This is a genomic window from Blastococcus sp. KM273128, from assembly GCF_021698975.1.
Classification (GTDB): Bacteria; Actinomycetota; Actinomycetes; order Mycobacteriales; family Geodermatophilaceae; genus Blastococcus.
Window position 1 is genome coordinate 1 of record NZ_SSXA01000004.1, and the last position, 20620, is coordinate 20620.

A 20620-nucleotide genomic window follows, 5' to 3' on the forward strand; every position below is an offset into this window, starting at 1 on the left:
CTGGGACACGGAGGGGGCTCCAGGGGTGCGGGGGGAGGTCAGCGCGGGCGCGCTGCGGTCGAGGCGCGGGGGACCAGCGAGGTGGCCAGCTCCATGCGCTGGCTGTCCAGCTGGCCGCCGGTGATCAGCTCGTGGAGCATCCGGCCGGCCATCCGGCCCATGTCGGCCAGCGGCTGGCGCACGGTGGTCAGCGGCGGCGAGGACCAGCGGGCCATGGGCAGGTCGTCGAAGCCGACCACGGAGAGGTCCGCCGGCACCGAGAGACCGGCCTGGCGGGCCGCCTCCAGGACGCCGAACGCCTGCTCGTCGCTGCCGGCGAAGACCGCCGTCGGCGGGTCGGGCAGCTCCAGCAGCAGGCGGGCCTGGTCGTAGCCGCCCTCGTGGTGGAAGTTGCCGTGCCGGACCAGCTCGGGGTCGACGCCGATGCCGGCGCGCTCGAGGGCGGCGCGGTAGCCGTCGATGCGGGCCCGGCTGCACAGGAAGTCCTGCGGCCCGCCGATCACCGCGATGCGCCGGTGGCCGAGCTCGACCAGGTGCTCGGTGGCGGCGAGCCCGCCGGCCCAGTTGGTCGCGCCGACGCTGGGCACGTCCTGCCCGGGCATGTCGACGGGGTCGATGACGACGACGGGGAGGTGCGAGCTGCCCAGGCGCCGCTGGTCGGCGGCGGTGATCCGCGAGGTGACGACGAGCGCGCCCTGCCGGCCACCGTTGATCAGCTGCTGCACCCAGTCGGCGCCGGGGTCGCGGGCGAGGGTGCCCACGACCACGTCCAGCCCGCTCTCGGTGATCCCGCGCAGGATCTCCACCGCCCAGGGGCTGTCCAGCGCGGTGAAGACGACGTCGACCAGCGGCCGCGCGGCAGCGGCGGCACGGCGGGTGACGGGCACGTAGTTGTGCTCCTCGAGCAGGGCGAGGACGTGCGCGCGGGTGGTGGGTGAGACGTCCTGGCGGCCGTTGACGACCTTGGAGACGGTGGGGAGGGAGACGCCGGCCGCGGCCGCGATGCTGGCCAGCGTCGGCCTGCCCAGCTGGGGTGTCGCCACTGCCGTCCTCCTCCAGGTGCGCGCCTGCACGTGATCCCACCGGACCACCGCCGGCGCGGCCCGTCCAGTGGTGCACGTCACCGAACGGGAGCGGCGATGCTATCGAAAGTTTCGGAGCACCGGTAGCCCGGACGGTCGATCCGGGACGCTAGCCGGGCCACCCGGAACGCGCCAGACATCACTCGACATGGTCAGATCACGCGGCGTTTACGACGCCGTTGACACCGATGGTGACCCGGCTTACATTCTCGCAACTGCTCGAAACTTTCGGTGTTCAACGACGAAACAGGAAGGTGGCGGTGGGATGTCCCTCCGGCGTCTGACCCGCGTGACCACTCAGGCGGGCGCACTGGTCCTGGCAGGCGCGCTGGTCGCGGCCTGCGGCTCTTCCGGCCCCGCGGGCGGGGGTGGGGGAGAGGGCGGCACCGGTCAGGTGTGGGCTCTCGAGGACGCCGCCCTCAACCCGATCGAGGAGGCCTCGATCGAGCGCTTCAACGAGGGCTCCGACTCCGGCGAGCTGGAGCTGGCGACCTTCGGCAACGACCCCTACAAGCAGCGGCTGCGCGTCGCGCTCGGCTCGCCGAACGCGCCCGACCTGTTCTTCAACTGGGGCGGCGGCAACCTCAAGGAGTACGTGGACGCCGGCCAGGTCGAGGACCTCACCGGTCTGCTCGACGAGAACCCGGAGCTCCGCGACGCCTTCCTGCCCAGCGTGCTCGCCGGCGCGGAGCTGGACGGCGCGAACTACGGCCTGCCGATGCGCGGCATGCAGCCGGTGGTGCTCTTCTACAACCAGTCCGTGCTCGAGTCCGCCGGTGTCGAGGTGCCGCAGACCTGGGACGAGCTGCTCGCCGCCGTCGACGCCCTCAGCGCGGCCGGTGTCACGCCGATCGCGCTGGCCGGCACCCAGGCGTGGACCGAGCTGATGTGGATCGAGTACATCCTCGACCGCGTCGGTGGCCCCGAGGTCTTCCAGGCCATCCGGGACGGCGAGGAGGGCGCGTGGGAGGACCCGGCGGTCCTCGAGTCGCTGGAGATGCTCCGCGAGCTCATCGACCGCGGCGCCTTCGGGAACGACTTCGCCTCCGTCGGCTACGACGTCGGCGGCGCGTCGACGATCCTGGCGCAGGGTGACGCGGGCTTCCACCTCATGGGCTCGTGGGAGTACACCAACCAGCTCAACGACAGCCCCGAGTTCGTCGAGGCCGGCGACCTGGGCTGGACCACCTTCCCGGCGATCGAGGGCGGCGCGGGCGACCCGTCGAACCTGGTCGGCAACGTGTCGAACTTCTACTCGCTGACCAGCTCCTCGGAGAACAAGGAGGCGGCGCGGGAGTACCTGTCGACCGCGCTCACCAGTGAGGAGTACATCTCCGACCTCATCGAGGCCGGTGACGTGCCGCCGGTGCAGGGCATCCGCGACCAGCTCGCGGAGACCGAGAACGGCGACTACGCGACGTTCATCTACGACGCGACGGCCGACGCGGACAACTTCCAGCTGTCCTGGGACCAGGACCTGCCGGCCGACGAGGCCACGGAGATGCTGACCCAGCTGGAGCAGTTCTTCCTCGGCACCCAGACGCCGCAGGGTTTCGTCGACGCGATGTCCGGCGTCTGACCGGTACCTGAACGGCATGCAGGACACGGCACAGCGGACCAGGACAGGGGCACCACGCATGGCGGTCACCCGGCAGGACCGGCCCTCGGGCTGGTACCTGGCACCAGCGGTCGCGTTCTTCGGGGCGTTCGCGGTGCTGCCCATGGTCCTGGTCGTCTACCTCAGCTTCACCTCCTGGAACGGCTTCGGGTTCCCCGCGCTGTCCGGCGCGGAGAACTGGACCCGGCTGATCGAGGACGGGCGGGCCTGGGACTCGCTGTGGCTGACCCTGCTGTTCATGGTGCTGACCTGGGTCGTCCAGACCCCGATCGCGATGCTGATCGGGGTCTGGGCGGCCGGGCACCAGCGCAACCGCGCGGTGCTCAGCTCCTTCTTCTTCCTGCCGCTGCTGCTCTCCACGGCGGCGATCGCGCTGCTGTGGGCCGCGGTGCTCGACCCCAACTTCGGCGCCACCCAGGCGCTGCCGTTCCTGGACGGCGTCAACTTCCTGGGCAACACCGAGCTGGTCGTCTACACCGTGGTCTGGGTGATCAGCTGGCAGTACATCCCGTTCCACACGCTGCTGTACCAAGCCGCCGCCCGGCAGGTGCCGCAGAGCCTCTACGAGGCGGCCACCCTCGACGGTGCCGGCCGCTACCGGCAGTTCTTCACCATCACGCTGCCGCTGCTGAAGTACACCGTGATCACCTCGACGGTGCTGATGCTCGTCGGCTCGGTGACCACCTTCGACACCATCCTCATCCTCACCGGGGGCGGGCCGGGCACGGCGACCCGCATCCTGCCGCTGCACATGTACATCACCGGCTTCAGCGGGTTCGAGTTCGGCTACGCCAGCGCCATCGCGGTCCTGCTGCTGCTGCTGGGGGCGGGGCTCTCCCTCGCCGTGACCAGCGCCACCGGCTTCCGCAAGATGCAGAGCCAGCAGGAGGGCATGTGAGCGACCGCGCGCCGCTGGGCGGGGACGACAGCACGAGGGGCGCGGTGGGCGTGCGGACGGCGGAGGCGCCGACCTCGCCGATCGCCCCGGTGCCCGAGGTGCCCGAGCGCCAGCGGCGCCGGGTGTGGAACCGGCGGCGTGCCCACGGCCGCCCCAACGTCCTGGCCGGGGTGCTGGCCACCGTCTGGCTGGCGCTGGTCGCCGTCCCGCTGTACTTCCTGGTCGCGGCGAGCTTCCGCACCCGCTCGGAGTACCTGTCGGACAACCCGCTGGCCCCGCCGCCGAATCCGACGCTCGAGAACTACGAGACCGTCCTCACCGGCGACTTCCCGACGTACCTGCTCAACACCGTGCTCGTGACGGTGGCCACCGTCGCGATCGTCGTGGGCCTCACGCTCCCGGCCGGTTACGCCGTCGCCCGCAACGCCGGCCGCGCGGTGCAGCGCGGCTTCTCCCTCATGCTCGTCGGCCTGGCCATCCCCGCCCAGGCGGCGATCATCCCCGTCTACCTGATGATCACCCAGCTCCACCTGTACGACACCCTGCTCGCGGTCATCCTGCCGACGGCGGCCTTCGCGATGCCGGTGGCGCTGCTGGTGATGACCAACAGCCTGCGCGACATCCCCCGCGAGCTGTACGAGGCGCAGACCCTCGACGGCGCCGGCCCGTTCCAGGCCCTGCGCCACCTCGTGCTCCCGCTGGCCAAGCCGGCGATCACCACGGTGGCGGTCTTCACCTCGCTCACCGCGTGGAACGGCTTCCTCTTCCCCCTCGTGCTCACCCAGTCCGTGAGCACCCGCGTGCTCACCCTGGGCCTGTGGGACTACCAGGGGCAGTTCGGCACCAACGTCCCGGCGCTGCTGGCGGCGGTCACGCTGTCGGTCGTCCCGATCTTCATCCTGTACCTCGTCGGCCGCCGGTACCTGCTGAGCGGCCTGACGGCCGGCGCCGGCAAGTAGCCCGGCCGCGCACCCGAGAGGAAACCCATGGCCTCCGTCACCTACGAGGGCACCAGCTGCGTCTACGGCGGCGCGGCACGACCGGCGGTGGACCGGCTCGACCTGGCCATCGAGGACGGCGAGTTCCTCGTCCTCGTCGGCCCGTCCGGGTGCGGCAAGTCGACGTCGCTGCGGATGCTCGCCGGCCTCGAGGACGTCACCGACGGCCGCATCCTCATCGGCGACCGCGACGTCACCGAGGTCCCGCCGAAGGACCGCGACATCGCGATGGTCTTCCAGAACTACGCGCTCTACCCGCACATGACGGTCGCGGACAACATGGGCTTCGCCCTGAAGATGGCGGGGCTCGGCAAGGCGGAGATCGCCCAGCGGGTGCAGGAGGCGGCCCGGCTGCTGGACCTGGAGCCCTACCTGGACCGCCGGCCCAAGGCGCTCTCGGGCGGTCAGCGCCAGCGCGTCGCCATGGGCCGGGCCATCGTGCGCCAGCCGCAGGTGTTCCTGATGGACGAGCCGCTGTCCAACGATGACCATGGGCGACCGCGTCGCGGTGCTCAAGGACGGCGTGCTCATGCAGGTGGGCCGCCCGCGCGAGCTCTACGACCGGCCGGCGAACGTCTTCGTGGCCGGCTTCATCGGCTCGCCCGCGATGAACCTCCTCACCCTGCCGGTGGTCGAGGGCGGCGTGCGCCTCGGCGACGAGGTGCACCCGGTACCCCGGGACGTCCTCGGCGACGCCTCCGACCCGCGGGTCACCGTCGGCGTCCGACCGGAGGACCTGGAGCTCGCCGGCCACGGGCTGCCCGTCGAGGTCGACGTCGTGGAAGAGCTCGGGGCCGACGCCTTCGTCTACGGCCGCACGACCGCCGGGGGCGAGGAGCACCTGGTCACCGCCCGGGTCGACGGGCGCATGCCGCCGGCGAAGGGCGAGGTGGTGCACGTGCGCCCGCGCGCCGGGCACGTGCACCTGTTCGACGGCCGCAGCGGCGCCCGGCTGGGCGGCTGAGACCCCCGTCCGGCGGCCTGGACGCGGGCCGCCGGACCGGGCACCGCGGCGCGTGCGGAGAGGTGCAGCGCGCGCGGGGGGAGCGTCCGGCGGTGCGCTCCCTAGACTCGTGTGGTCCCCGGGCGAACGGGGCCGCGCGAACGAGGAGTGTGCATGGCCGTCCGAGCCATCCGGGGTGCGACCCAGGTCGACGCCGACGACCGGCAGCAGGTGCTCGAGGCGACCCGCGAGCTGGTGAGCGCGGTGCTGGAGCGCAACGGGCTAGAGCACGACGACGTCATCAGCATCCTGTTCACCGCCACCCCCGACCTGGTGTCCGAGTTCCCGGCCCTGGCCGCGCGCGAGCTGGGCATGGGCGGGGTGCCGCTGATGTGCGCCTCCGAGATCGGCGTGCCGCACGCGCTGCCGCGGGTGCTGCGCCTGATGGCCCACGTCGAGACGCCGCGGTCGCGCGCGGAGATCCAGCACGTCTACCTGCGCGGCGCCGTGGCGCTGCGGCGCGACATCGCGCAGTGATCCGAGAACGACGAACGAGCAGGAGCACATGAGCACCCCCCAGAGCCCCTTCCGCGGGTCGGTGACCCTCGACGGCCCGTCGGGGACCGGAAAGTCCAGCGTCGCCCGCGGCGTCGCCGCCCGGCTGGGCGCGGCGTACCTCGACACCGGGGCGATGTACCGCGCGGCCACCGTCGCCGTCCTCGACGCCGGTGTGGACCCCGCGGACGCCGAGGCCGTGGCCCGCACCGTCGCCGAGGCGGGCATCGTCGTGGGCACCGAGGCCGGCACCGAGCGGGTCGAGGTCGGCGGCGCCGACGTCGCCGCCCGCATCCGCGGCGCCGAGGTGACCCGCGCGGTCTCCGCGGTCTCGGCCGTCCCCGCGGTCCGCCGGCAGCTGGTCGCCCAGCAGCGCGCCCTGGTCGCCGGTGCCGAGGCGGTCGTGGTCGAGGGCCGCGACATCGGCACGGTGGTGCTGCCCGACGCGACGCTGAAGGTCTACCTGACCGCGGCCCCCGAGGTGCGGGCGCAGCGCCGCGCCGGCCAGCTCGGCGTCACCGACGCCGCGGAGATCGCCGCGCTCGCCGCCGACCTGCGCCGCCGCGACGAGTACGACAGCAGCCGGGCCGACAGCCCGCTGCGCCCGGCGGAGGACGCCGTCGTCGTCGACAGCAGCGACCTCTCCCAGGCGCAGGTGGTCGACCGCATCGTGCTCCTGGCGGAAACGGCCGTGCCCGCAGGGGAGCGCCGGTGACCGAGCCCGAGGGCGGGCCGCTGCCCGTCGTGGCCATCGTCGGCCGGCCCAACGTGGGCAAGTCGACCCTGGTGAACCGCTTCCTCGGCCGCCGTGCGGCCGTCGTGCAGGACACCCCGGGCGTGACCCGCGACCGCATCTCCTACGAGGCGCTGTGGAACGGCAAGCGCTTCACCGTGGTCGACACCGGCGGCTGGGACCCCAAGGCCGCGGGCCTGGGCGCCTCCATCACCCGGCAGGCCGAGCACGCGATGAGGACCGCCGACGTCATCGTCTTCGTCGTCGACAGCCAGGTGGGCGCCACCGAGACCGACCTGGCCGCGGCGCGGGTGCTCCGGCGCAGCGACCGGCCGGTGATCCTGGTCGCCAACAAGGTCGACGACGAGCGCAGCGAGGCCAACGCCGCCGAGCTGTGGTCGCTCGGTGTCGGCGAGCCGCACCCGGTCAGCGCGCTGCACGGCCGGGCCAGCGGCGACCTGCTCGACCTCGTCCTCGACGCGATGCCCGAGGCGCCGCGCGAGCAGGAGGGCGAGGGCGGCCCCCGCCGGGTGGCCCTGGTCGGCCGGCCCAACGTGGGCAAGTCCAGCCTGATCAACCGGCTGGCCAAGGAGGAGCGGTCGGTCGTCGACTCGGTCGCGGGCACCACCGTCGACCCGGTCGACTCGATCGTCACCCTGGGCGGCGAGGAGTGGCGGTTCGTCGACACCGCGGGGCTCCGCCGGAAGGTCAACACCGCCAGCGGCATGGAGTACTACGCCAGCCTGCGCACCGAGGCCGCGATCCAGGCCGCCGAGGTCTGCGTGGTGCTGCTGGCCGCCGACGAGGTGATCAGCGAGCAGGACCAGCGGGTCATCACCCAGGTCATCGAGGCCGGCCGCGCGCTCGTCCTGGCCTTCAACAAGTGGGACACCCTCGACGAGGACCGGCACGCCCAGCTCGAGCGGGAGATCGACCGCGACCTCGCGCACGTGAAGTGGGCGACGCGGGTGAACATCTCCGCGTCCACCGGCCGTGGCGTGGGCAAGCTCCCCGACCACCTCCGGGCCGCGATCGCCGCGTGGGAGACCCGCGTGCCGACCGCCGAGCTCAACACGTTCGTGCGGGGGCTGGTGCAGGAGACGCCACCGCCGGCCCGCGGTGGGCGCGCGCCGAAGATCAAGTACGTCACGCAGGCCGACGTCCGCCCGCCGCGGTTCGTCGTCTTCTCCACCGGCTTCCTGGAGGCGGGCTACCGCCGGTTCCTGCAGCGCAAGCTGCGCGAGCGGTGGGGCTTCCAGGGGACCCCGATCGAGATCTCGGTGAAGGTCCGCGAGGGGCGGGAGAAGGACGGCAAGCGCGGCTGACCACCGTCGAGGCCGGGGAGGGCCGTGCGGTAGCCTTCTCGGGCGGTCGTTCGCGGCCCGGGGAGCCCCCGGGTGTCGTCCGGCCCGCGGGCTGTAGCGCAGCTTGGTAGCGCACCTGACTGGGGGTCAGGGGGTCGCAGGTTCAAATCCTGTCAGCCCGACAGAGCAGGCCAGGGGCCGTCCGGGAGCGATCCGGGACGGCCCTGTGCGTCTGCGCCGGGCGGTCGTGCCCACCGCCCCGCACGACGTCGGCGAGCACGCGGACGCCCCGGCGGATCTGCTGCTCGCGGACGTTGCCGAAGGCCAGCACGAGGGCCGGCGGGTGCTCGTCGGTGCCCGCGTCCCCGCACCGGTAGCTGCTCAGCCCGTCGACCAGCACGCCCCTGGCCGCCGCGGCCGCCGCGACGGCGCGCTCGGACGCCCCCTCGGGCAGCCGCAGCACGGCGTGGCAGCCGGCCGCCAGCCCCGTGAGCCGGCCCACCCCGAAGGCGTGCTCCACCTCGGCCACCAGCACGTCGCGCCGGGCCCGGTAGACCTCGCGCACCCGGCGCAGGTGGCGGTCGAACCGGCCCGACTCCACCAGCAGCGCCAGCGCCTCCTGGTCCAGCCGCGGGGCGTCCCGGCAGCTGAGCCGCTTCTCCTCCGCGATCGCCGCCACGAGGTGCGGTGGCGCCAGCACCCAGCCCAGCCGGATCGCGGGGGCGAGCGTCTTGCTGACCGACCCGAGCGCGACCACCCGGTTGGGGGCGAGGCCCTGCAGCGAGCCGACGGGCTGCCGGTCGTAGCGGAACTCGGCGTCGTAGTCGTCCTCCAGCACCACCCCGTCGACCTCCTCGGCCCAGGTCACGAGGTCGCGGCGGCGGGACGGGCCGAGCGCGACACCGGTGGGGCACTGGTGGGCCGGCGTCAGCAGCACCGCCCGGGCCCCGCTCGCGCGGAGGCGGTCGACGTCGAGGCCGTCGTCGTCCACGGGGACCGGCACGGGCACCAGGCCGGCGCGGCGCGCGAGGGCCTCGTGCTCGCGCGGGCCCGGGTCCTCCAGCCCGATGTGCCGGACGCCGCGCCGGGCCAGCACCGCGAGGGTGAAGGTCAGCCCCTGCCGGAACCCCGAGACGACGACGGCGTCCCCGGCCACCGCGCAGCCCGCCCGGACGCGGCGGTGGTAGGCGGTCACCACCTCCCTCAGGTGCCGCGAGCCGGCCGGGTCCTCGTCGCCCAGGTCCGCCGTCGGCACCGTCCGCGCGGCCTCCGCCACCGCCCGGCTCCACGCGGTCAACGGAACCGAGGCCAGGTCGGGCAAGCCGTAGCGGAAGTCGACCTCGACCGGCCGGGGGAGCGGACCGGCCTCGCTCCGCGCCGGCCGCGGTGACCCCGGGGCGGGGGTGGCGGCGACCCGCGTGCCCGAGCCGGCCGCCGACTCGAGGTAGCCCTCGGCCAGCAGCTGCTCGTAGGCCTCGACGACGGTGCCGCGCGAGACGCCGAGCCGCTCGGCCAGCCGCCGGGTCGAGGGCAAGCGCTCCCCGGCGCCGAGCCGGCGGCCGCGGATCGCCGCCCGCAGCTGGTCCTGGAGCTGGACGCCGAGCCCACCGGCGCCGCGGTCGAGCGTCACCAGGAGGTCCGGTCCGTCCCGGCCCCACGCCACCGCCATGCGGCGAGTACACCAACTGGACCGCTCCAGCGGCGGGCGAGTGGACCTCCCGCCCGGACCGCGTTCCGCGCACGATCGGAGCCGATCCCCACGGGGGCGGACCACGGGCGGGAGGAACCACCGTGCTGATCCAGGTCGCCGACGACGTGCTGGTCCACCGGAGCGAGCTGCTGCAGAACAACGCCGTCGTCGTGCGGGGACGGGACGGCGTGCTGCTCGTCGACCCCGGTCTGACGGGCGACGAGATGGCCTGCCTGGCCGGGGACCTGGCCGGGCTGGGCCGGCCGGTCGTGGCCGGGTTCGCCACGCACCCCGACTGGGACCACGTGCTCTGGCACCCCGCTCTCGGCGACGCCCCGAGATACGGGACGGCGCGCTGCGCGGCGGTGCTGCGCGAGCACCTGGCGCAACCGGACTGGCGGGCCCGCGCCGCCGAGGGCCTGCCGCCGGAGATCGCCGGCGAGGTGCCGCTGGACCTGTTCGGCCGGATCACCGGCCTGCCTCCCGCGGCCGAGCAGCTGCCGTGGGACGGCCCTCGGGTCCGGGTGATCGAGCACCCGGCGCACTCCCCGGGGCACGCCGCGCTGCTGATCCCGGACGCCCGCGTCCTCGTGGCCGGCGACATGCTGTCCGACGTCTTCGTCCCGATGCTCGACGAGTGGTCCGGCGCCAACGACCCGGTGGAGGAGTACCTCGCCGGCCTGCGGCTGCTGGAGGCGGTGGCGGACGACGTCGACGTCGTCGTCCCGGGGCACGGGTCCGTCGGCGGCGCCGGTTCGGCGCGCGCCCGGCTCGCGCTGGACCGCGCGTACGTCTGCGCCCTGCGGGACGGCCGCGAGCCCGACGACCCGCGGATCGGCCCGTCGGTGCCGCCTGGCTGGGAGTGGGTGGCCGGCATCCACGCCGGGCAGGCGACGGAGGTCGCGCGGTGGCGCGGGCACGAGGGCGCCCCGGCGTGAGCGCGCGACACCGGCCCGGCACGCCGTCGCGTCGACCGTTATCCCCAACATACAGGCGGCAACACCTCGACGGGCGACGGCGCAGCGAGGGCAGAGGAGCGCGCCGGCGGGTGACCGGGGCCGCCGCCGCACCTACCGTCGGGTCATGTCGCTGACCCTCGGCACCGGCCCCCTCGCCCGTCCCGCGCAGGGGCAGGTGAACGGCGATCTGTGGGCGGCGCTGCCCGCCCACGCCGTCTACACCCACCCGCTGCAGGAGCGCATCCACGGCGTGCTGGCCGGCCGCACCGTCGTCGACACCACCCGAGCGGTCCTGCTGCACGAGACCGGCCTGCTGCCGCGCTGGTACCTCCCGGAGGACGACGTGGCGCCGGGCCTCCTCGTGCCCAGCAGCACCCGCACCACCTGCCCGTTCAAGGGCGAGGCCCGCTACTGGCACCTGGAGGTCGACGGGCGCCGGGTCGAGGACGCCGCCTGGTCCTACCCGGCGCCCGTCGCGGGCTGCCCGCCGCTGGCCGGCCTGCTCTCCTTCTACCCCGAGCGGCTGGACTCCTGGTGGATCGAGGACGAGCAGATGCTCGGCCACCCCCGCGACCCGTTCCACCGGGTCGACGCCCGGCGCTCCTCCCGGCACGTCGTCGTCCGCGTCGGCGGCGAGGTGGTCGCGGAGACGTGGTCGCCGGTCGCCGTCTTCGAGACCGGGCTTCCCGTGCGCTGGTACGTGCCCGAGGCCGACGTCGCCGACGGCGTGCTGGCCGAGAGCCCGACGACCTCGGAGTGCCCGTACAAGGGCGTGGCGACCTACGAGCACGTCGTCGTGGGCGGGCGCCGCTTCGAGGACGCCGCCTGGTGCTACCGCGAGCCGCTGCTCGAGGCGCTGCCCGTCGCGGGGTACCGCTCCTTCGACGGCGACGAGGTCGAGGTGCAGGTCGGCGGGTGACCGGCCCGGCGCTCAGGCGTCGTAGTCGACCGTGACCTCGTCGGTGGCCGGCAGCGACTGGCAGGTGAGCACGAAGCCGGCCTCGACCTCGGCGGGCTCGAGGGCGTAGTTCCGCCGCATCTCCACCGCGCCGGCGGTGACCCTCGCCCGGCAGGTGCCGCACACCCCGCCCTTGCACGCGAAGGGCAGGTCCGCGCGCACCCGCTGGGCGGAGTCGAGCACGGGCTCGCCCCGGGGGAGGGCCAGCGTGGTGGAGCGGCCGTCGAGGACGACGGTCACCTGCGCGCTCGGCCCCTCGACCGTCCCCTCGTCGCCGCGCACCGGCTCCGGCGGGACGTCGTCGACGTAGAACAGCTCCTGGTGCAACCGCTCCGGCGGTACGCCCAGCTCGGCGAGCAGCGCGCGGGCGTCGGTGACCATCCCGTGCGGACCGCACAGCCACCAGTGGTCGACGTGCGGGGCGTCGACCAGGTTGCCCACCAGCGCGCGCAGGCGGTCACCGTCGAGCCGGCCGCTGGTCAGCTCGGCGTCGCGCGGCTCTCGGGAGAGCACGTGCACCAGCTGGAGCCGGGGGCCGTGGCGGTCCTTCAGGTCGGCGAGCTCGTCGGCGAACATGACCGTGCTCGTGCGCCGGTTGCCGTAGAAGACGGTCACGGTCGACTCGCCGTCCCGCAGCACCGTGGCGGCCAGCGAGAGCGCCGGGGTGATCCCCGAGCCGGCCACCACGAAGACGTGGTCGCCGGGCACCGACAGGTCGGCGGTGAAGGTGCCCGACGGCGGCAGCACCTCGATCCGGTCACCCGGCTGCACCTCGTGCACCAGCCACGAGGAGAAGAAGCCGCCCGGCACCTCGCGGACGCCGACCCGCGGGGCGGCGCCCGCCGGCGCGCAGATGGAGTACGAGCGGCGCTCGTCCCGCTCGCCGTCCACGCGACGCAGCGTGAGTGCCTGCCCGGGCCGGAAGGCGTAGTCCTCGGCGAGCTCCGGGGGGACGTCGAAGGTCACCGCCACGGCGTCGTCGGTCAGCCGCTCGACGTCGGCCACGGTGAGCGGGTGGAACCGCGGCCGGCGGCGGGTCGGTGCGCTCACTAGATCTCCTTGACGTGCTCGAAGGGCTCGCGGCAGGTGCGGCAGCGGCGCAGTGCCTTGCAGGCGGTCGACCCGAACTCCGACAGCTCCTCGGTGTCGGCCGACCCGCAGAGCGGGCAGTCCGCGGTGCGCCGGGGCAGGCCGAGCTGGAGGGGGACGGGCCCGTCGGCGCGGACGGGGGCGCTGCCCGGGGGTGCGATGCCGGCGGCGGCGAGCTTGCGACGGCCCTCGGCGCTGATCCAGTCGCTGGTCCAGGCGGGGGAGAGGACGGTGCGGACGTCGACGTCGGCGAAGCCGGCCTCGTGCAGCGCGCGCAGCAGGTCGGCGCGCATCACGCCCATCGCCGGGCAGCCCGAGTAGGTGGGCGTGATCTCGACGACGACGGCGCCGTCGACCTCCGTGCGGACGTCGCGCAGCACGCCGAGGTCGGCGAGGGTGAGCGTGGGCAGCTCGGGGTCGGTGACCTGCTCGGCGACGGCGCGCGGGTCGGGGGCCACGGCGCTCACCAGGTCGCCGCCGGGTGCTGCCGGGCCAGCCCCTGCAGGGTGCCCAGCAGCTCGGCGAGCTCCGGGCCGTGCTGCCCCAAGCGCCCCCGCGGCGGCGCGGCCGCGGGCCAGGCGGGCACGGGCAGCGTGGCGCGCCCGAGCACCTGGCCGAGGACGTCGCGCACCTCGTCGCGCACCCCGGCGGGGTCGACGCCGACGCCCGCCGCGGCCAGCCGGGTCTCGACGTCGGTGGGGGTGAACAGGTCGGCGAGCAGCGGCCACACCGCGTCGACGGCGGACCGCGCGCGCCGGTGCGACTCCTCGGTGCCGTCGCCCAGCCGCAGCACCCAGCGGGCGGCGTGGTCACGGTGGTAGGCCAGCTCGTGCACGCCCTTGGCGGCGATCGCGGCCAGCACCGGGTCGCGGGAGGAGCGCAACCGGGTGAACACCGCGAGCCGCACGGCGGAGGCGGCCAGCAGCCGGACGACGGCCCGCGCGAAGTCGGCGTCGGGGGCGGCGACGAGCGCGGTGCTGCGGAACTCGTCGGCGTCCCGGAAGTAGGCGAGCGCGTCCTCGTCGGGGATGGTGGCGCCGGCCCGTTCGCGGGAGCGGCCCAGCACGCCGGCCGAGCCGGCGCGGGCCAGCAGCAGCCGGGCCTGGCCGAGCAGGTCCAGGGCGATGTTGCCGATCGCCACCTCCTCCTCGAGCTCGGGGGCGCGGGTGATCCACTGCGTCAGCCGCTGGGCCAGCACCAGGGCGTCGTCGCCGAGCATGAGGCAGTACGTGCCGAGGTCGGCGGGGTCGACGCCGTCGGGCACGGTGGTGTCGACGCCGGCCAGCGGGTCGTCGAAGCCCGTGCCGAACGCCCAGTGCCCCGCCTCCCCGTCCGCGTTCACCAACGCCTCGTACACCGTCTCCTCGTGCATGGTGACCTTTCGTGGTGACGTGCTGGAACGGCCCCGGTGCAGGGGCCCGCCGCGAGCTTGCGAGTGGCGGGGGGCACCGGGGTCCTTTCAGAGGTGCGGGACGCCGTCCGGGATCTCGTAGAACGTCGGGTGGCGGTAGACCTTGTCGCCGCTGGGGGCGAACAGCGGGTCCTTCTCGTCGGGGCTGGACGCGGTGATGTCGGCGGCTCTGACCACCCAGATGCTGACGCCCTCGTTGCGCCGGGTGTAGAGGTCGCGGGCCGCGTCGATCGCCATCTCGTCGTCGGGCGCGTGCAGCGAGCCGACGTGCACGTGGTTGAGCCCCCGCTTGCCGCGGACGAACACCTCGTACAGCGGCCAGTCACGGCGCACCGCCCGGCTCCGCGGCTCCACCGGCACCTCCGGTCCGGTCGGGACGGCGCCGTGGCCCCCCTCGGCGGTCACCTCGCTCACGCGGGCACCTCCTCGTGCTTCCGGGCGTACGCCGACGCCGCCTCGACCACCCAGGCGTTGTCGTCCCGTGCCGCCCGCCGCCGCGCTATGCGGACCGCGTTCATCGGACCCTGGCCGCCGATGACCCGCTTGAACTCGTCCCAGTCGATCGCGCCGAACCGCCAGTGGCCGGCGGCCTCGTCCCAGGCGAGGTCGGGGTCGGGGAGCGTCACGCCGAGGTGCCGCGCCTGGGGCACGGTCATGTCGACGAAGCGCTGGCGCAGCTCGTCGTTGGTGTGCCGCTTGATGCCCCACGCCATCGACTGCGCGGTGTTGGGGCTCTCGTCGTCGGGCGGGCCGAACATCATCAACGAGGGCCACCACCAGCGGTCGACGGCGTCCTGCACCATCGCCCGCTGCTCGTCGGTGCCGCCCATCATCGTCATGAGCAGCTCGTAGCCCTGCCGCTGGTGGAAGGACTCCTCCTTGCAGACGCGGATCATCGCCCGGGCGTAGGGCCCGTAGGAGGAGCGGCACAGCGGCACCTGGTTGCAGATCGCCGCGCCGTCGACCAGCCAGCCGATCACGCCGACGTCGGCGTAGGACAGCGTCGGGTAGTTGAAGATCGAGCTGTACTTCTGGCGGCCCTCGATCAGCTTGTCGGTGAGGTCGGCGCGGTCGGCGCCCAGGGTCTCGGCCGCCGAGTACAGGTAGAGACCGTGCCCGGCCTCGTCCTGCACCTTGGCCAGGAGCACCGCCTTGCGCCGCAGGCTGGGCGCGGCGAGCAGCCAGTCGCCCTCGGGCTGCATGCCGATGATCTCGGAATGCGCGTGCTGGGCCACCTGCCTCACCAGGGTCTTCCGGTAGCCCTCCGGCATCCAGTCCCGCGGCTCGATGCGCCGGTCGGCGGCGATCGTGGCGTCGAAGTGCTCCTGCAGGGCGGCCTCGCCGGGGCTCCCGGCCGGCTGCCGGTCCAGCGTGGGGGCGGACATCGGTCCTCCTCGGGCCTCTTTACCGACCGATCGGTCAGGAATAGTGTGACCCAGGTCGCAGGCGGGCACAAGCGCCCGGCGTGGACGGCGAGGACGGCAGGCGATGACGACGACCGGACGGCGGCTCGGCGAGCCCCCGCGGCTCGAGCAGCTCGACCCCGCGGAGCGGATGCCCGCCGAGGAGCTGCGCGCCCTGCAGCTGGACCGGCTGCGGTGGTCGCTGCGGCACGCCTACGACAACGTGCCGCACCACCGGCGGGCCTTCGACGCGGCCGGCGTGCACCCCGACGACTGCCGGGAGCTCGCCGATCTGGCGCGCTTCCCGATGACGGGCAAGGACGACCTGCGCGAGAACTACCCCTTCGGCATGTTCGCCGTCCCCCGGGAGCAGGTCCGCCGGGTGCACGCCTCGTCCGGCACCACCGGCAAGCCGACCGTCGTCGGCTACACCGGGCGCGACCTCGCCACCTGGGCCGCCCTGATGGCCCGCTCCATCCGGGCCGCCGGCGGCCGTCCCGGGGACGTGCTGCACAACGCCTACGGCTACGGCCTGTTCACCGGCGGCCTGGGCGCCCACTACGGCGCGGAGGCGCTGGGCTGCACCGTCGTCCCCGTCTCCGGTGGCATGACGCCGCGCCAGGTGCAGCTGATCACCGACTTCCGGCCGCGGGTGGTCATGGTGACGCCCTCGTACATGCTCACCGTCGTCGACGAGCTCGAGCAGCAGGGCATCGACCCGCGCTCGACCAGCCTGGAGATCGGCATCTTCGGCGCCGAGCCGTGGACCGAGCAGATGCGCCTGGAGCTGGAGGAGCGCCTCGGCATCCAGGCCGTGGACATCTACGGCCTCTCCGAGGTGATGGGGCCCGGGGTCGCCCAGGAGTGCGTGGAGACCAAGGACGGGCTGCACCTGTGGGAGGACCACTTCTACCCGGAGGTCGTCGACCCGCTCACCGGCGAGGTGCTGCCCGAGGGGGAGCAGGGCGAGCTCGTGCTCACCTCGCTGACCAAGGAGGCGATGCCCGTCGTCCGGTACCGCACGCGCGACCTCACCCGGCTGCTGCCCGGCACCGCCCGGCCCGGCATGCGCCGGATCGAGAAGATCACCGGGCGCAGCGACGACATGATCATCCTGCGCGGGGTCAACCTCTTCCCGACGCAGGTCGAGGAGATCGTGCTGCGCACCCCCGGGCTCTCCCCGCACTTCACCCTCGAGCTCACCACGCGCGGCCGGCTGGACCACCTGACCTGCCGGGTCGAGGCGCGCCCCGACACCCCGGCCGGGCGCCGCGAGCCCGCTGCGGCGGAGGTGGCGCAGGCCGTCAAGGACACCGTCGGCACCAGCATCGACGTGGTGGTGGTCGACCCGGAGACGCTGCCCCGCTCCGTCGGCAAGCTCAAGCGGCTGCACGACCTGCGCGACCGACCGTGACCGCGACCGGGACGGCGACGGGGCGGCGGGGGCGCCCCGGTCACTCGCTGGACTCCCTCCTGCGCACGGCCGTCGCGCTGTTCAACGAGCGGGGCTACGACGCCACGAGCATGGACGAGCTCGCCGCGCGGCTGGGCGTGACCAAGTCGGCGATCTACCACCACGTGCCGAGCAAGGTGGAGCTGCTCCGGCTGGCGCTGGACCGGGCCCTCGACGCGCTCTTCGCCGTCACCGGGGAGCCGGGCGCGACCACGGGGCCGGCCATCGACCGCCTCGAGCACGTCGTCCGCGGCTCGGTGCGCGTGCTCGCCGCCGAGCTGCCGTTCGTCACCCTGCTGCTGCGCGTGCGCGGCAACTCCGCGGTCGAGCAGGCCGCCCTGGAGCGGCGCCGCCGCTTCGACCGCATCGTCACCGACCTGGTGCGGGCCGCCGAGGGGGAGGGGGACGTCCGCCCGGACGTCGACCCCGCCGTCACCAGCCGGCTGCTGTTCGGCACCGTCAACTCGCTCACCGAGTGGTACCGGCCCGACGGCGGCCTCTCCGCCGACGACCTCGCCGACGCCGTCGTCACCACGGCGTTCGCCGGGCTGCGGACGCGGCGGGCGGCCGGCGGCTGACGCGCCGCCGGGCTCAGCCGGCGCCGGGCGGCAGCAGCCGGCTGTGCCCGCGCATCTCGGCGAGCAGCAGGCCGTCGGCGTCCCGGGTGACGGCGACGTCGTAGATGCCCCCGCGCCCGGCGACGGAACGCTCGACCGCGGTCGCGGTCACGGCGTCGCCGGCCCGGGCCGGCGCGAGGTACTCGATGCCGCACGACCGGGCCACCGCCGCCGGGCCGTGCGAGTTGCAGGCCATCGCGAAGGCGATGTCGGCGACGGCGAACAGCGCGGCCCCGTGCGCGGTGCCGTGGCCGTTGAGCATCTCCGGGCGGATGGTCATGTGCGCCGTGACGGCGCCGGGGGCCACGGAGCTGACGGTGACGCCCAGCGCCCGCGCCGCGGCGTCGCCGGCCAGGTAGCGGCGGACGGACTCCTCCGCGACGCGCTGGGGACCGGGGCCGTCCATCAGGGCGAGGTGAGCCGGACGCAGTCGGGGCAGGGGTCGGCCGAGCCGCGGCCCCGGGGGCCGTCCCACGCCCCCTGGACGACGCCGACCGACGCCCCGCAGATGCCGGCCCAGGGCGCCGGGAGGTCGGCGGTGCTGCGGAGGACGGCGTGCGCCCGGCCGGAGGCCTGGTCGCGGCCGGCCGCGTGGTCGCTGGTCATGCCCCCAGCATGCGTCCTGGCTGGGCCGCGGGCTGCCGGGGGTCTTGTCCACCGCCCGCCCGCCGGGCAGGCTGTGACGCAGGACACACCGGCACCCGGGAGGCGTCGTGGCAGCTCGCACCATCCATCCGACCGGCCTCGGCGGCTGAGGCACCCATGGGCAAGGACTTCCCGCCGGCCCCCGCGCCCCGCCCGGCCGCGCAGGTGCGCAACGTGGCCCTGGTCGGCCGGGCCGGCGCCGGCAAGACGACCCTCGCCGAGGCGCTGCTGGTGGCCACCGGGGCGATCCCGCGCGCCGGCCGCGTCGAGGAGGGCACCACCTGCCTCGACACCGAGGAGGTGGAGATCCGCCAGCAGCGCTCGATCGCCCTCGGCGTGGCCACCGTCGAGCACGAGGGCCACCGGATCACCCTGCTGGACACCCCCGGCTCCCCGGACTTCGTCGGCGAGCTGCGCGCGGGGCTCCGGGCCGCCGACTCGGCGCTCTTCGTCGTCTCGGCGGTCAGCGGTGTGGACGCCGCCACCGTCCAGCTGTGGGAGGAGTGCGCCGCGGTGGGGATGCCGCGCGCCGTCGTGCTCACCCAGATCGACCGGCCGCGCGCCGACGTCGACGAGGCGGTGCGCCTCTGCCAGCTGATGCTGGGCGAGGGCGTGTACCCGATGCACCTGGTCGACCGGGGCCCCGACGGGGCGGCCCGCGGGCTGGTCTCGCTGCTCGAGCCGCACGTGGACCCCGACCGGGTGGGCGACCACGACGCCGACCGCCTCCGCGCCGAGCTGATCGAGGGGATCATCGGCGAGAGCGAGGACGAGACGCTCATGGAGCGCTACCTCGCCGGTGACGAGCTCTCCGTCCCCGACCTGGTCGCCGACCTGGAGACCGCGGTCGCCCGCGGGCACTTCCACCCCGTCGTCTGCGCCGCCCCGCTCACCGGGGTGGGCACCGAGGAGCTGCTGCAGCTCGTCGTCTCCGCGCTGCCCTCGCCCACCGAGCACGGCTGCCCGCCGGTCACCCGGCCCGACGGGGCGCCCGCGCCCGCGCTGGGCTGCGACGCCGAGGGGCCGCTGGTCGCCGAGGTCGTCCGCACCACCACCGACCCCTACGTCGGCCGCATCTCCCTCGTGCGCGTCTTCTCCGGCACCCTGCGGCCGGACGTGGCGGTGCACGTCTCCGGCCACGGCATGGCCGAGCGGGGCCACCCCGACCACGACGCCGACGAGCGGATCGGCGTCCTCACCTCGCCGCTCGGTGCCGCCCTGCGGCCGGTGGCGGCGTGCCCGGCCGGCGACGTCTGCGCGGTCGCCCGCCTGACGACGGCGGAGACCGGCGACACGCTGAGCTCGCCGGAGGAGCCGCGCCTGGTCCCGCCCTGGGAGCTGCCGGTGCCGCAGCTGCCGGTCGCGGTGGAGGCCGCCTCCCGCGGCGACGAGGACCGGATGGCCACCGCGCTGGCCCGCCTCGTCGCCGAGGACCCCACCGTCCGGCTGGAGCGGCGGGCCGACACCGGGCAGCTGCTGCTGTGGTGCGTCGGCGACGCGCACGCCGAGGTGCTGCTGGAGCGGCTCCGCAGCCGGCACGGCGTCGCCGTTACCACGGTGCCGGTGCGGGTGCCGCTGGTCGAGACCCTCCGCGGCCCGGCCCGGGTGACCGGCCGGCACGTCAAGCAGTCCGGCGGGCACGGGCAGTACGCGGTCGTCGTCGTCGAGGGCGAGCCGGGGGGGCCGGGCTCGGGGATCGTCTTCGAGCAGCGCATCGTCGGCGGCACCGTGCCCGGGCAGTTCCACGCCAGCGTGGAGAAGGGCATCCGCGCCCAGGCGGCCCGCGGCGTCAACGGGGACCGCCCGCTGGTCGACCTCCGGGTCACCCTCGTCGACGGCAAGGCGCACTCGGTGGACTCCTCCGACGCCGCGTTCCAGGCCGCCGGCGCCCTCGCGCTGCGGGAGCTCGTGGCCGCGGGCGGCACCCAGGTGCTCGAACCGTGGTGCGAGATCGAGGTGCACGTGCCCGGCGAGCACGTCGGCGCGGTGATGAGCGACCTGTCGTCCCGGCGGGCGCGGGTGACCGGCAGCGAGGCCGACCCGGGCCGCGACCGCGCCACGGTGCGCGCCGAGGTGCCCGAGGTGGAGCTGCTCGGCTACCCGGGCGTCCTGCGGTCGGTCACGCACGGGACCGGCAGCTTCGACCGCCGCCCGCTCGGCTACGAGCCGGCGCCGGCGGCGGTGGCCGTCCCGGCCTGACCCCCGCGGCGGCCCGCCCCGTCCGGAGGCTCGCCGCGAGCCTGCGAGCGGTGGGGGGCAAGGGG

At 74.8% G+C, this 20620-nt stretch carries 20 protein-coding genes, 1 tRNA gene and 1 pseudogene; 13 read left to right on the forward strand and 9 right to left on the reverse strand.

Translation table 11 applies throughout. From position 1 onward, the window contains the following. Positions 1 to 38 precede the first annotated feature (38 nt). A complete protein-coding gene (locus E9529_RS01965; protein WP_236829429.1) occupies positions 39 to 1043 on the reverse strand; it encodes a LacI family DNA-binding transcriptional regulator in 1005 nt (334 codons plus the stop codon). Positions 1044 to 1371: 328 nt separating this feature from the next. On the opposite strand from E9529_RS01965, the gene E9529_RS01970 reads away from it, so the two are divergent. The 8 genes and pseudogenes from E9529_RS01970 (at position 1372) to E9529_RS02005 (ending at position 8313) form a co-directional block, all read left to right on the forward strand. After that, complete coding sequence (locus E9529_RS01970; protein ID WP_236829430.1) at positions 1372 to 2661, forward strand: extracellular solute-binding protein; 1290 nt, start codon at positions 1372 to 1374, stop codon at positions 2659 to 2661. A 58-nt stretch (positions 2662 to 2719) separates the two neighbouring features. Beyond that, positions 2720 to 3598 carry a carbohydrate ABC transporter permease gene (locus E9529_RS01975; RefSeq protein ID WP_236829431.1) on the forward strand — a complete coding sequence of 293 codons (879 nt, stop codon included), beginning with the start codon at positions 2720 to 2722 and terminating at the stop codon, positions 3596 to 3598. Beyond that, the gene (locus E9529_RS01980; RefSeq protein WP_236829432.1) at positions 3595 to 4557 is read left to right on the forward strand and encodes a carbohydrate ABC transporter permease; all 963 of its coding nucleotides are present in this window, start codon (positions 3595 to 3597) and stop codon (positions 4555 to 4557) included. The genes E9529_RS01975 and E9529_RS01980 overlap by 4 nt, the downstream gene beginning before the upstream one ends. A 27-nt stretch (positions 4558 to 4584) precedes the next feature. Further along, positions 4585 to 5560, forward strand: a pseudogene (locus E9529_RS01985) (ABC transporter ATP-binding protein). Between the two features lie 153 nt (positions 5561 to 5713). Then, entirely contained in the window at positions 5714 to 6076 is a 363-nt protein-coding gene (aroH, locus tag E9529_RS01990) for a chorismate mutase (protein WP_091932722.1), read from the forward strand. Between the two features lie 28 nt (positions 6077 to 6104). Continuing rightward, positions 6105 to 6809, forward strand: coding sequence for a (d)CMP kinase (gene cmk / locus E9529_RS01995; RefSeq protein ID WP_236829433.1), 705 nt, complete (start codon positions 6105 to 6107; stop codon positions 6807 to 6809). After that, positions 6806 to 8152: a ribosome biogenesis GTPase Der gene (der, locus tag E9529_RS02000; RefSeq protein ID WP_236829434.1), complete on the forward strand. Its 1347-nt coding sequence runs from the start codon at positions 6806 to 6808 to the stop codon at positions 8150 to 8152. The genes cmk and der overlap by 4 nt, the downstream gene beginning before the upstream one ends. 87 nt (positions 8153 to 8239) lie before the next feature. Further along, positions 8240 to 8313: transfer RNA gene (locus E9529_RS02005), tRNA-Pro, on the forward strand. Here E9529_RS02005 and E9529_RS02010 read toward each other — a convergent pair. After that, a complete protein-coding gene (locus E9529_RS02010) occupies positions 8295 to 9800 on the reverse strand; it encodes a PLP-dependent aminotransferase family protein (protein ID WP_236829435.1) in 1506 nt (501 codons plus the stop codon). The genes E9529_RS02005 and E9529_RS02010 overlap by 19 nt on opposite strands. Positions 9801 to 9922: 122 nt before the next feature. Between E9529_RS02010 and E9529_RS02015 the strand changes: the two genes are divergently transcribed. Both E9529_RS02015 and E9529_RS02020 read left to right on the forward strand, forming a co-directional pair. Next, complete coding sequence (locus E9529_RS02015; RefSeq protein WP_236829436.1) at positions 9923 to 10759, forward strand: MBL fold metallo-hydrolase; 837 nt, start codon at positions 9923 to 9925, stop codon at positions 10757 to 10759. Positions 10760 to 10904: 145 nt separating this feature from the next. Next, on the forward strand, positions 10905 to 11699 hold the full coding sequence (locus E9529_RS02020) for a DUF427 domain-containing protein (protein ID WP_236829437.1): 795 nt from the start codon (positions 10905 to 10907) through the stop codon (positions 11697 to 11699). Positions 11700 to 11711: 12 nt separating this feature from the next. Here E9529_RS02020 and paaE read toward each other — a convergent pair whose 3' ends face one another. The 5 genes from paaE to paaA all read right to left on the reverse strand — a co-directional run bounded on the left by paaE (position 11712) and on the right by paaA (position 15623). Further along, entirely contained in the window at positions 11712 to 12788 is a 1077-nt protein-coding gene (gene paaE / locus E9529_RS02025) for a 1,2-phenylacetyl-CoA epoxidase subunit PaaE (RefSeq protein WP_236829438.1), read from the reverse strand. Then, entirely contained in the window at positions 12788 to 13294 is a 507-nt protein-coding gene (paaD, locus tag E9529_RS02030) for a 1,2-phenylacetyl-CoA epoxidase subunit PaaD (protein ID WP_236829439.1), read from the reverse strand. Before paaD ends, paaE begins: the two co-directional genes overlap by 1 nt. Beyond that, positions 13291 to 14199 carry a 1,2-phenylacetyl-CoA epoxidase subunit PaaC gene (paaC, locus tag E9529_RS02035; protein ID WP_236829440.1) on the reverse strand — a complete coding sequence of 303 codons (909 nt, stop codon included), beginning with the start codon at positions 14197 to 14199 and terminating at the stop codon, positions 13291 to 13293. The genes paaD and paaC overlap by 4 nt, the downstream gene beginning before the upstream one ends. Before the next feature lie 87 nt (positions 14200 to 14286). Further along, a complete protein-coding gene (gene paaB / locus E9529_RS02040; RefSeq protein WP_374201301.1) occupies positions 14287 to 14652 on the reverse strand; it encodes a 1,2-phenylacetyl-CoA epoxidase subunit PaaB in 366 nt (121 codons plus the stop codon). Then, a complete protein-coding gene (gene paaA, locus E9529_RS02045; RefSeq protein WP_236829441.1) occupies positions 14649 to 15623 on the reverse strand; it encodes a 1,2-phenylacetyl-CoA epoxidase subunit PaaA in 975 nt (324 codons plus the stop codon). The genes paaB and paaA overlap by 4 nt, the downstream gene beginning before the upstream one ends. A 103-nt stretch (positions 15624 to 15726) precedes the next feature. Here paaA and paaK point away from each other — a divergent pair, with 103 nt between their 5' ends. After that, positions 15727 to 17055: a phenylacetate--CoA ligase PaaK gene (paaK, locus tag E9529_RS02050; protein WP_236829442.1), complete on the forward strand. Its 1329-nt coding sequence runs from the start codon at positions 15727 to 15729 to the stop codon at positions 17053 to 17055. Continuing rightward, complete coding sequence (locus tag E9529_RS02055; RefSeq protein WP_236829443.1) at positions 17052 to 17672, forward strand: TetR/AcrR family transcriptional regulator; 621 nt, start codon at positions 17052 to 17054, stop codon at positions 17670 to 17672. Before paaK ends, E9529_RS02055 begins: the two co-directional genes overlap by 4 nt. A 13-nt stretch (positions 17673 to 17685) precedes the next feature. On the opposite strand, the gene paaI is transcribed toward E9529_RS02055, so the two are convergent. Both paaI and E9529_RS02065 read right to left on the reverse strand, forming a co-directional pair. Beyond that, a complete protein-coding gene (gene paaI, locus E9529_RS02060) occupies positions 17686 to 18117 on the reverse strand; it encodes a hydroxyphenylacetyl-CoA thioesterase PaaI (RefSeq protein WP_236829444.1) in 432 nt (143 codons plus the stop codon). Further along, complete coding sequence (locus E9529_RS02065) at positions 18117 to 18317, reverse strand: hypothetical protein (protein WP_236829445.1); 201 nt, start codon at positions 18315 to 18317, stop codon at positions 18117 to 18119. Before E9529_RS02065 ends, paaI begins: the two co-directional genes overlap by 1 nt. A 156-nt stretch (positions 18318 to 18473) precedes the next feature. Between E9529_RS02065 and E9529_RS02070 the strand changes: the two genes are divergently transcribed. Beyond that, positions 18474 to 20555 (forward strand): elongation factor G-like protein EF-G2, encoded by a 2082-nt coding sequence (locus E9529_RS02070; RefSeq protein ID WP_236829446.1) that lies wholly within the window; start codon positions 18474 to 18476, stop codon positions 20553 to 20555. Positions 20556 to 20620: the final 65 nt, after the last annotated feature.

Excerpts from the sequence above, each read along its gene's own strand:
- paaC (WP_236829440.1), bottom strand. The coding sequence starts at position 14,199 with ATGCACGAGGAGACGGTGTACGAGGCGTTGGTGAACGCGGACGGGGAG.
- E9529_RS02020 (WP_236829437.1), top strand. The coding sequence starts at position 10,905 with ATGTCGCTGACCCTCGGCACCGGCCCCCTCGCCCGTCCCGCGCAGGGG.
- cmk (WP_236829433.1), top strand. The coding sequence starts at position 6,105 with ATGAGCACCCCCCAGAGCCCCTTCCGCGGGTCGGTGACCCTCGACGGC.
- aroH (WP_091932722.1), top strand. The coding sequence starts at position 5,714 with ATGGCCGTCCGAGCCATCCGGGGTGCGACCCAGGTCGACGCCGACGAC.
- paaI (WP_236829444.1), bottom strand. The coding sequence starts at position 18,117 with ATGGACGGCCCCGGTCCCCAGCGCGTCGCGGAGGAGTCCGTCCGCCGC.
- E9529_RS02070 (WP_236829446.1), top strand. The coding sequence starts at position 18,474 with ATGGGCAAGGACTTCCCGCCGGCCCCCGCGCCCCGCCCGGCCGCGCAG.
- E9529_RS01975 (WP_236829431.1), top strand. The coding sequence starts at position 2,720 with ATGGCGGTCACCCGGCAGGACCGGCCCTCGGGCTGGTACCTGGCACCA.
- E9529_RS02010 (WP_236829435.1), bottom strand. The coding sequence starts at position 9,800 with ATGGCGGTGGCGTGGGGCCGGGACGGACCGGACCTCCTGGTGACGCTC.
- paaA (WP_236829441.1), bottom strand. The coding sequence starts at position 15,623 with ATGTCCGCCCCCACGCTGGACCGGCAGCCGGCCGGGAGCCCCGGCGAG.
- paaK (WP_236829442.1), top strand. The coding sequence starts at position 15,727 with ATGACGACGACCGGACGGCGGCTCGGCGAGCCCCCGCGGCTCGAGCAG.
- E9529_RS02065 (WP_236829445.1), bottom strand. The coding sequence starts at position 18,317 with ATGACCAGCGACCACGCGGCCGGCCGCGACCAGGCCTCCGGCCGGGCG.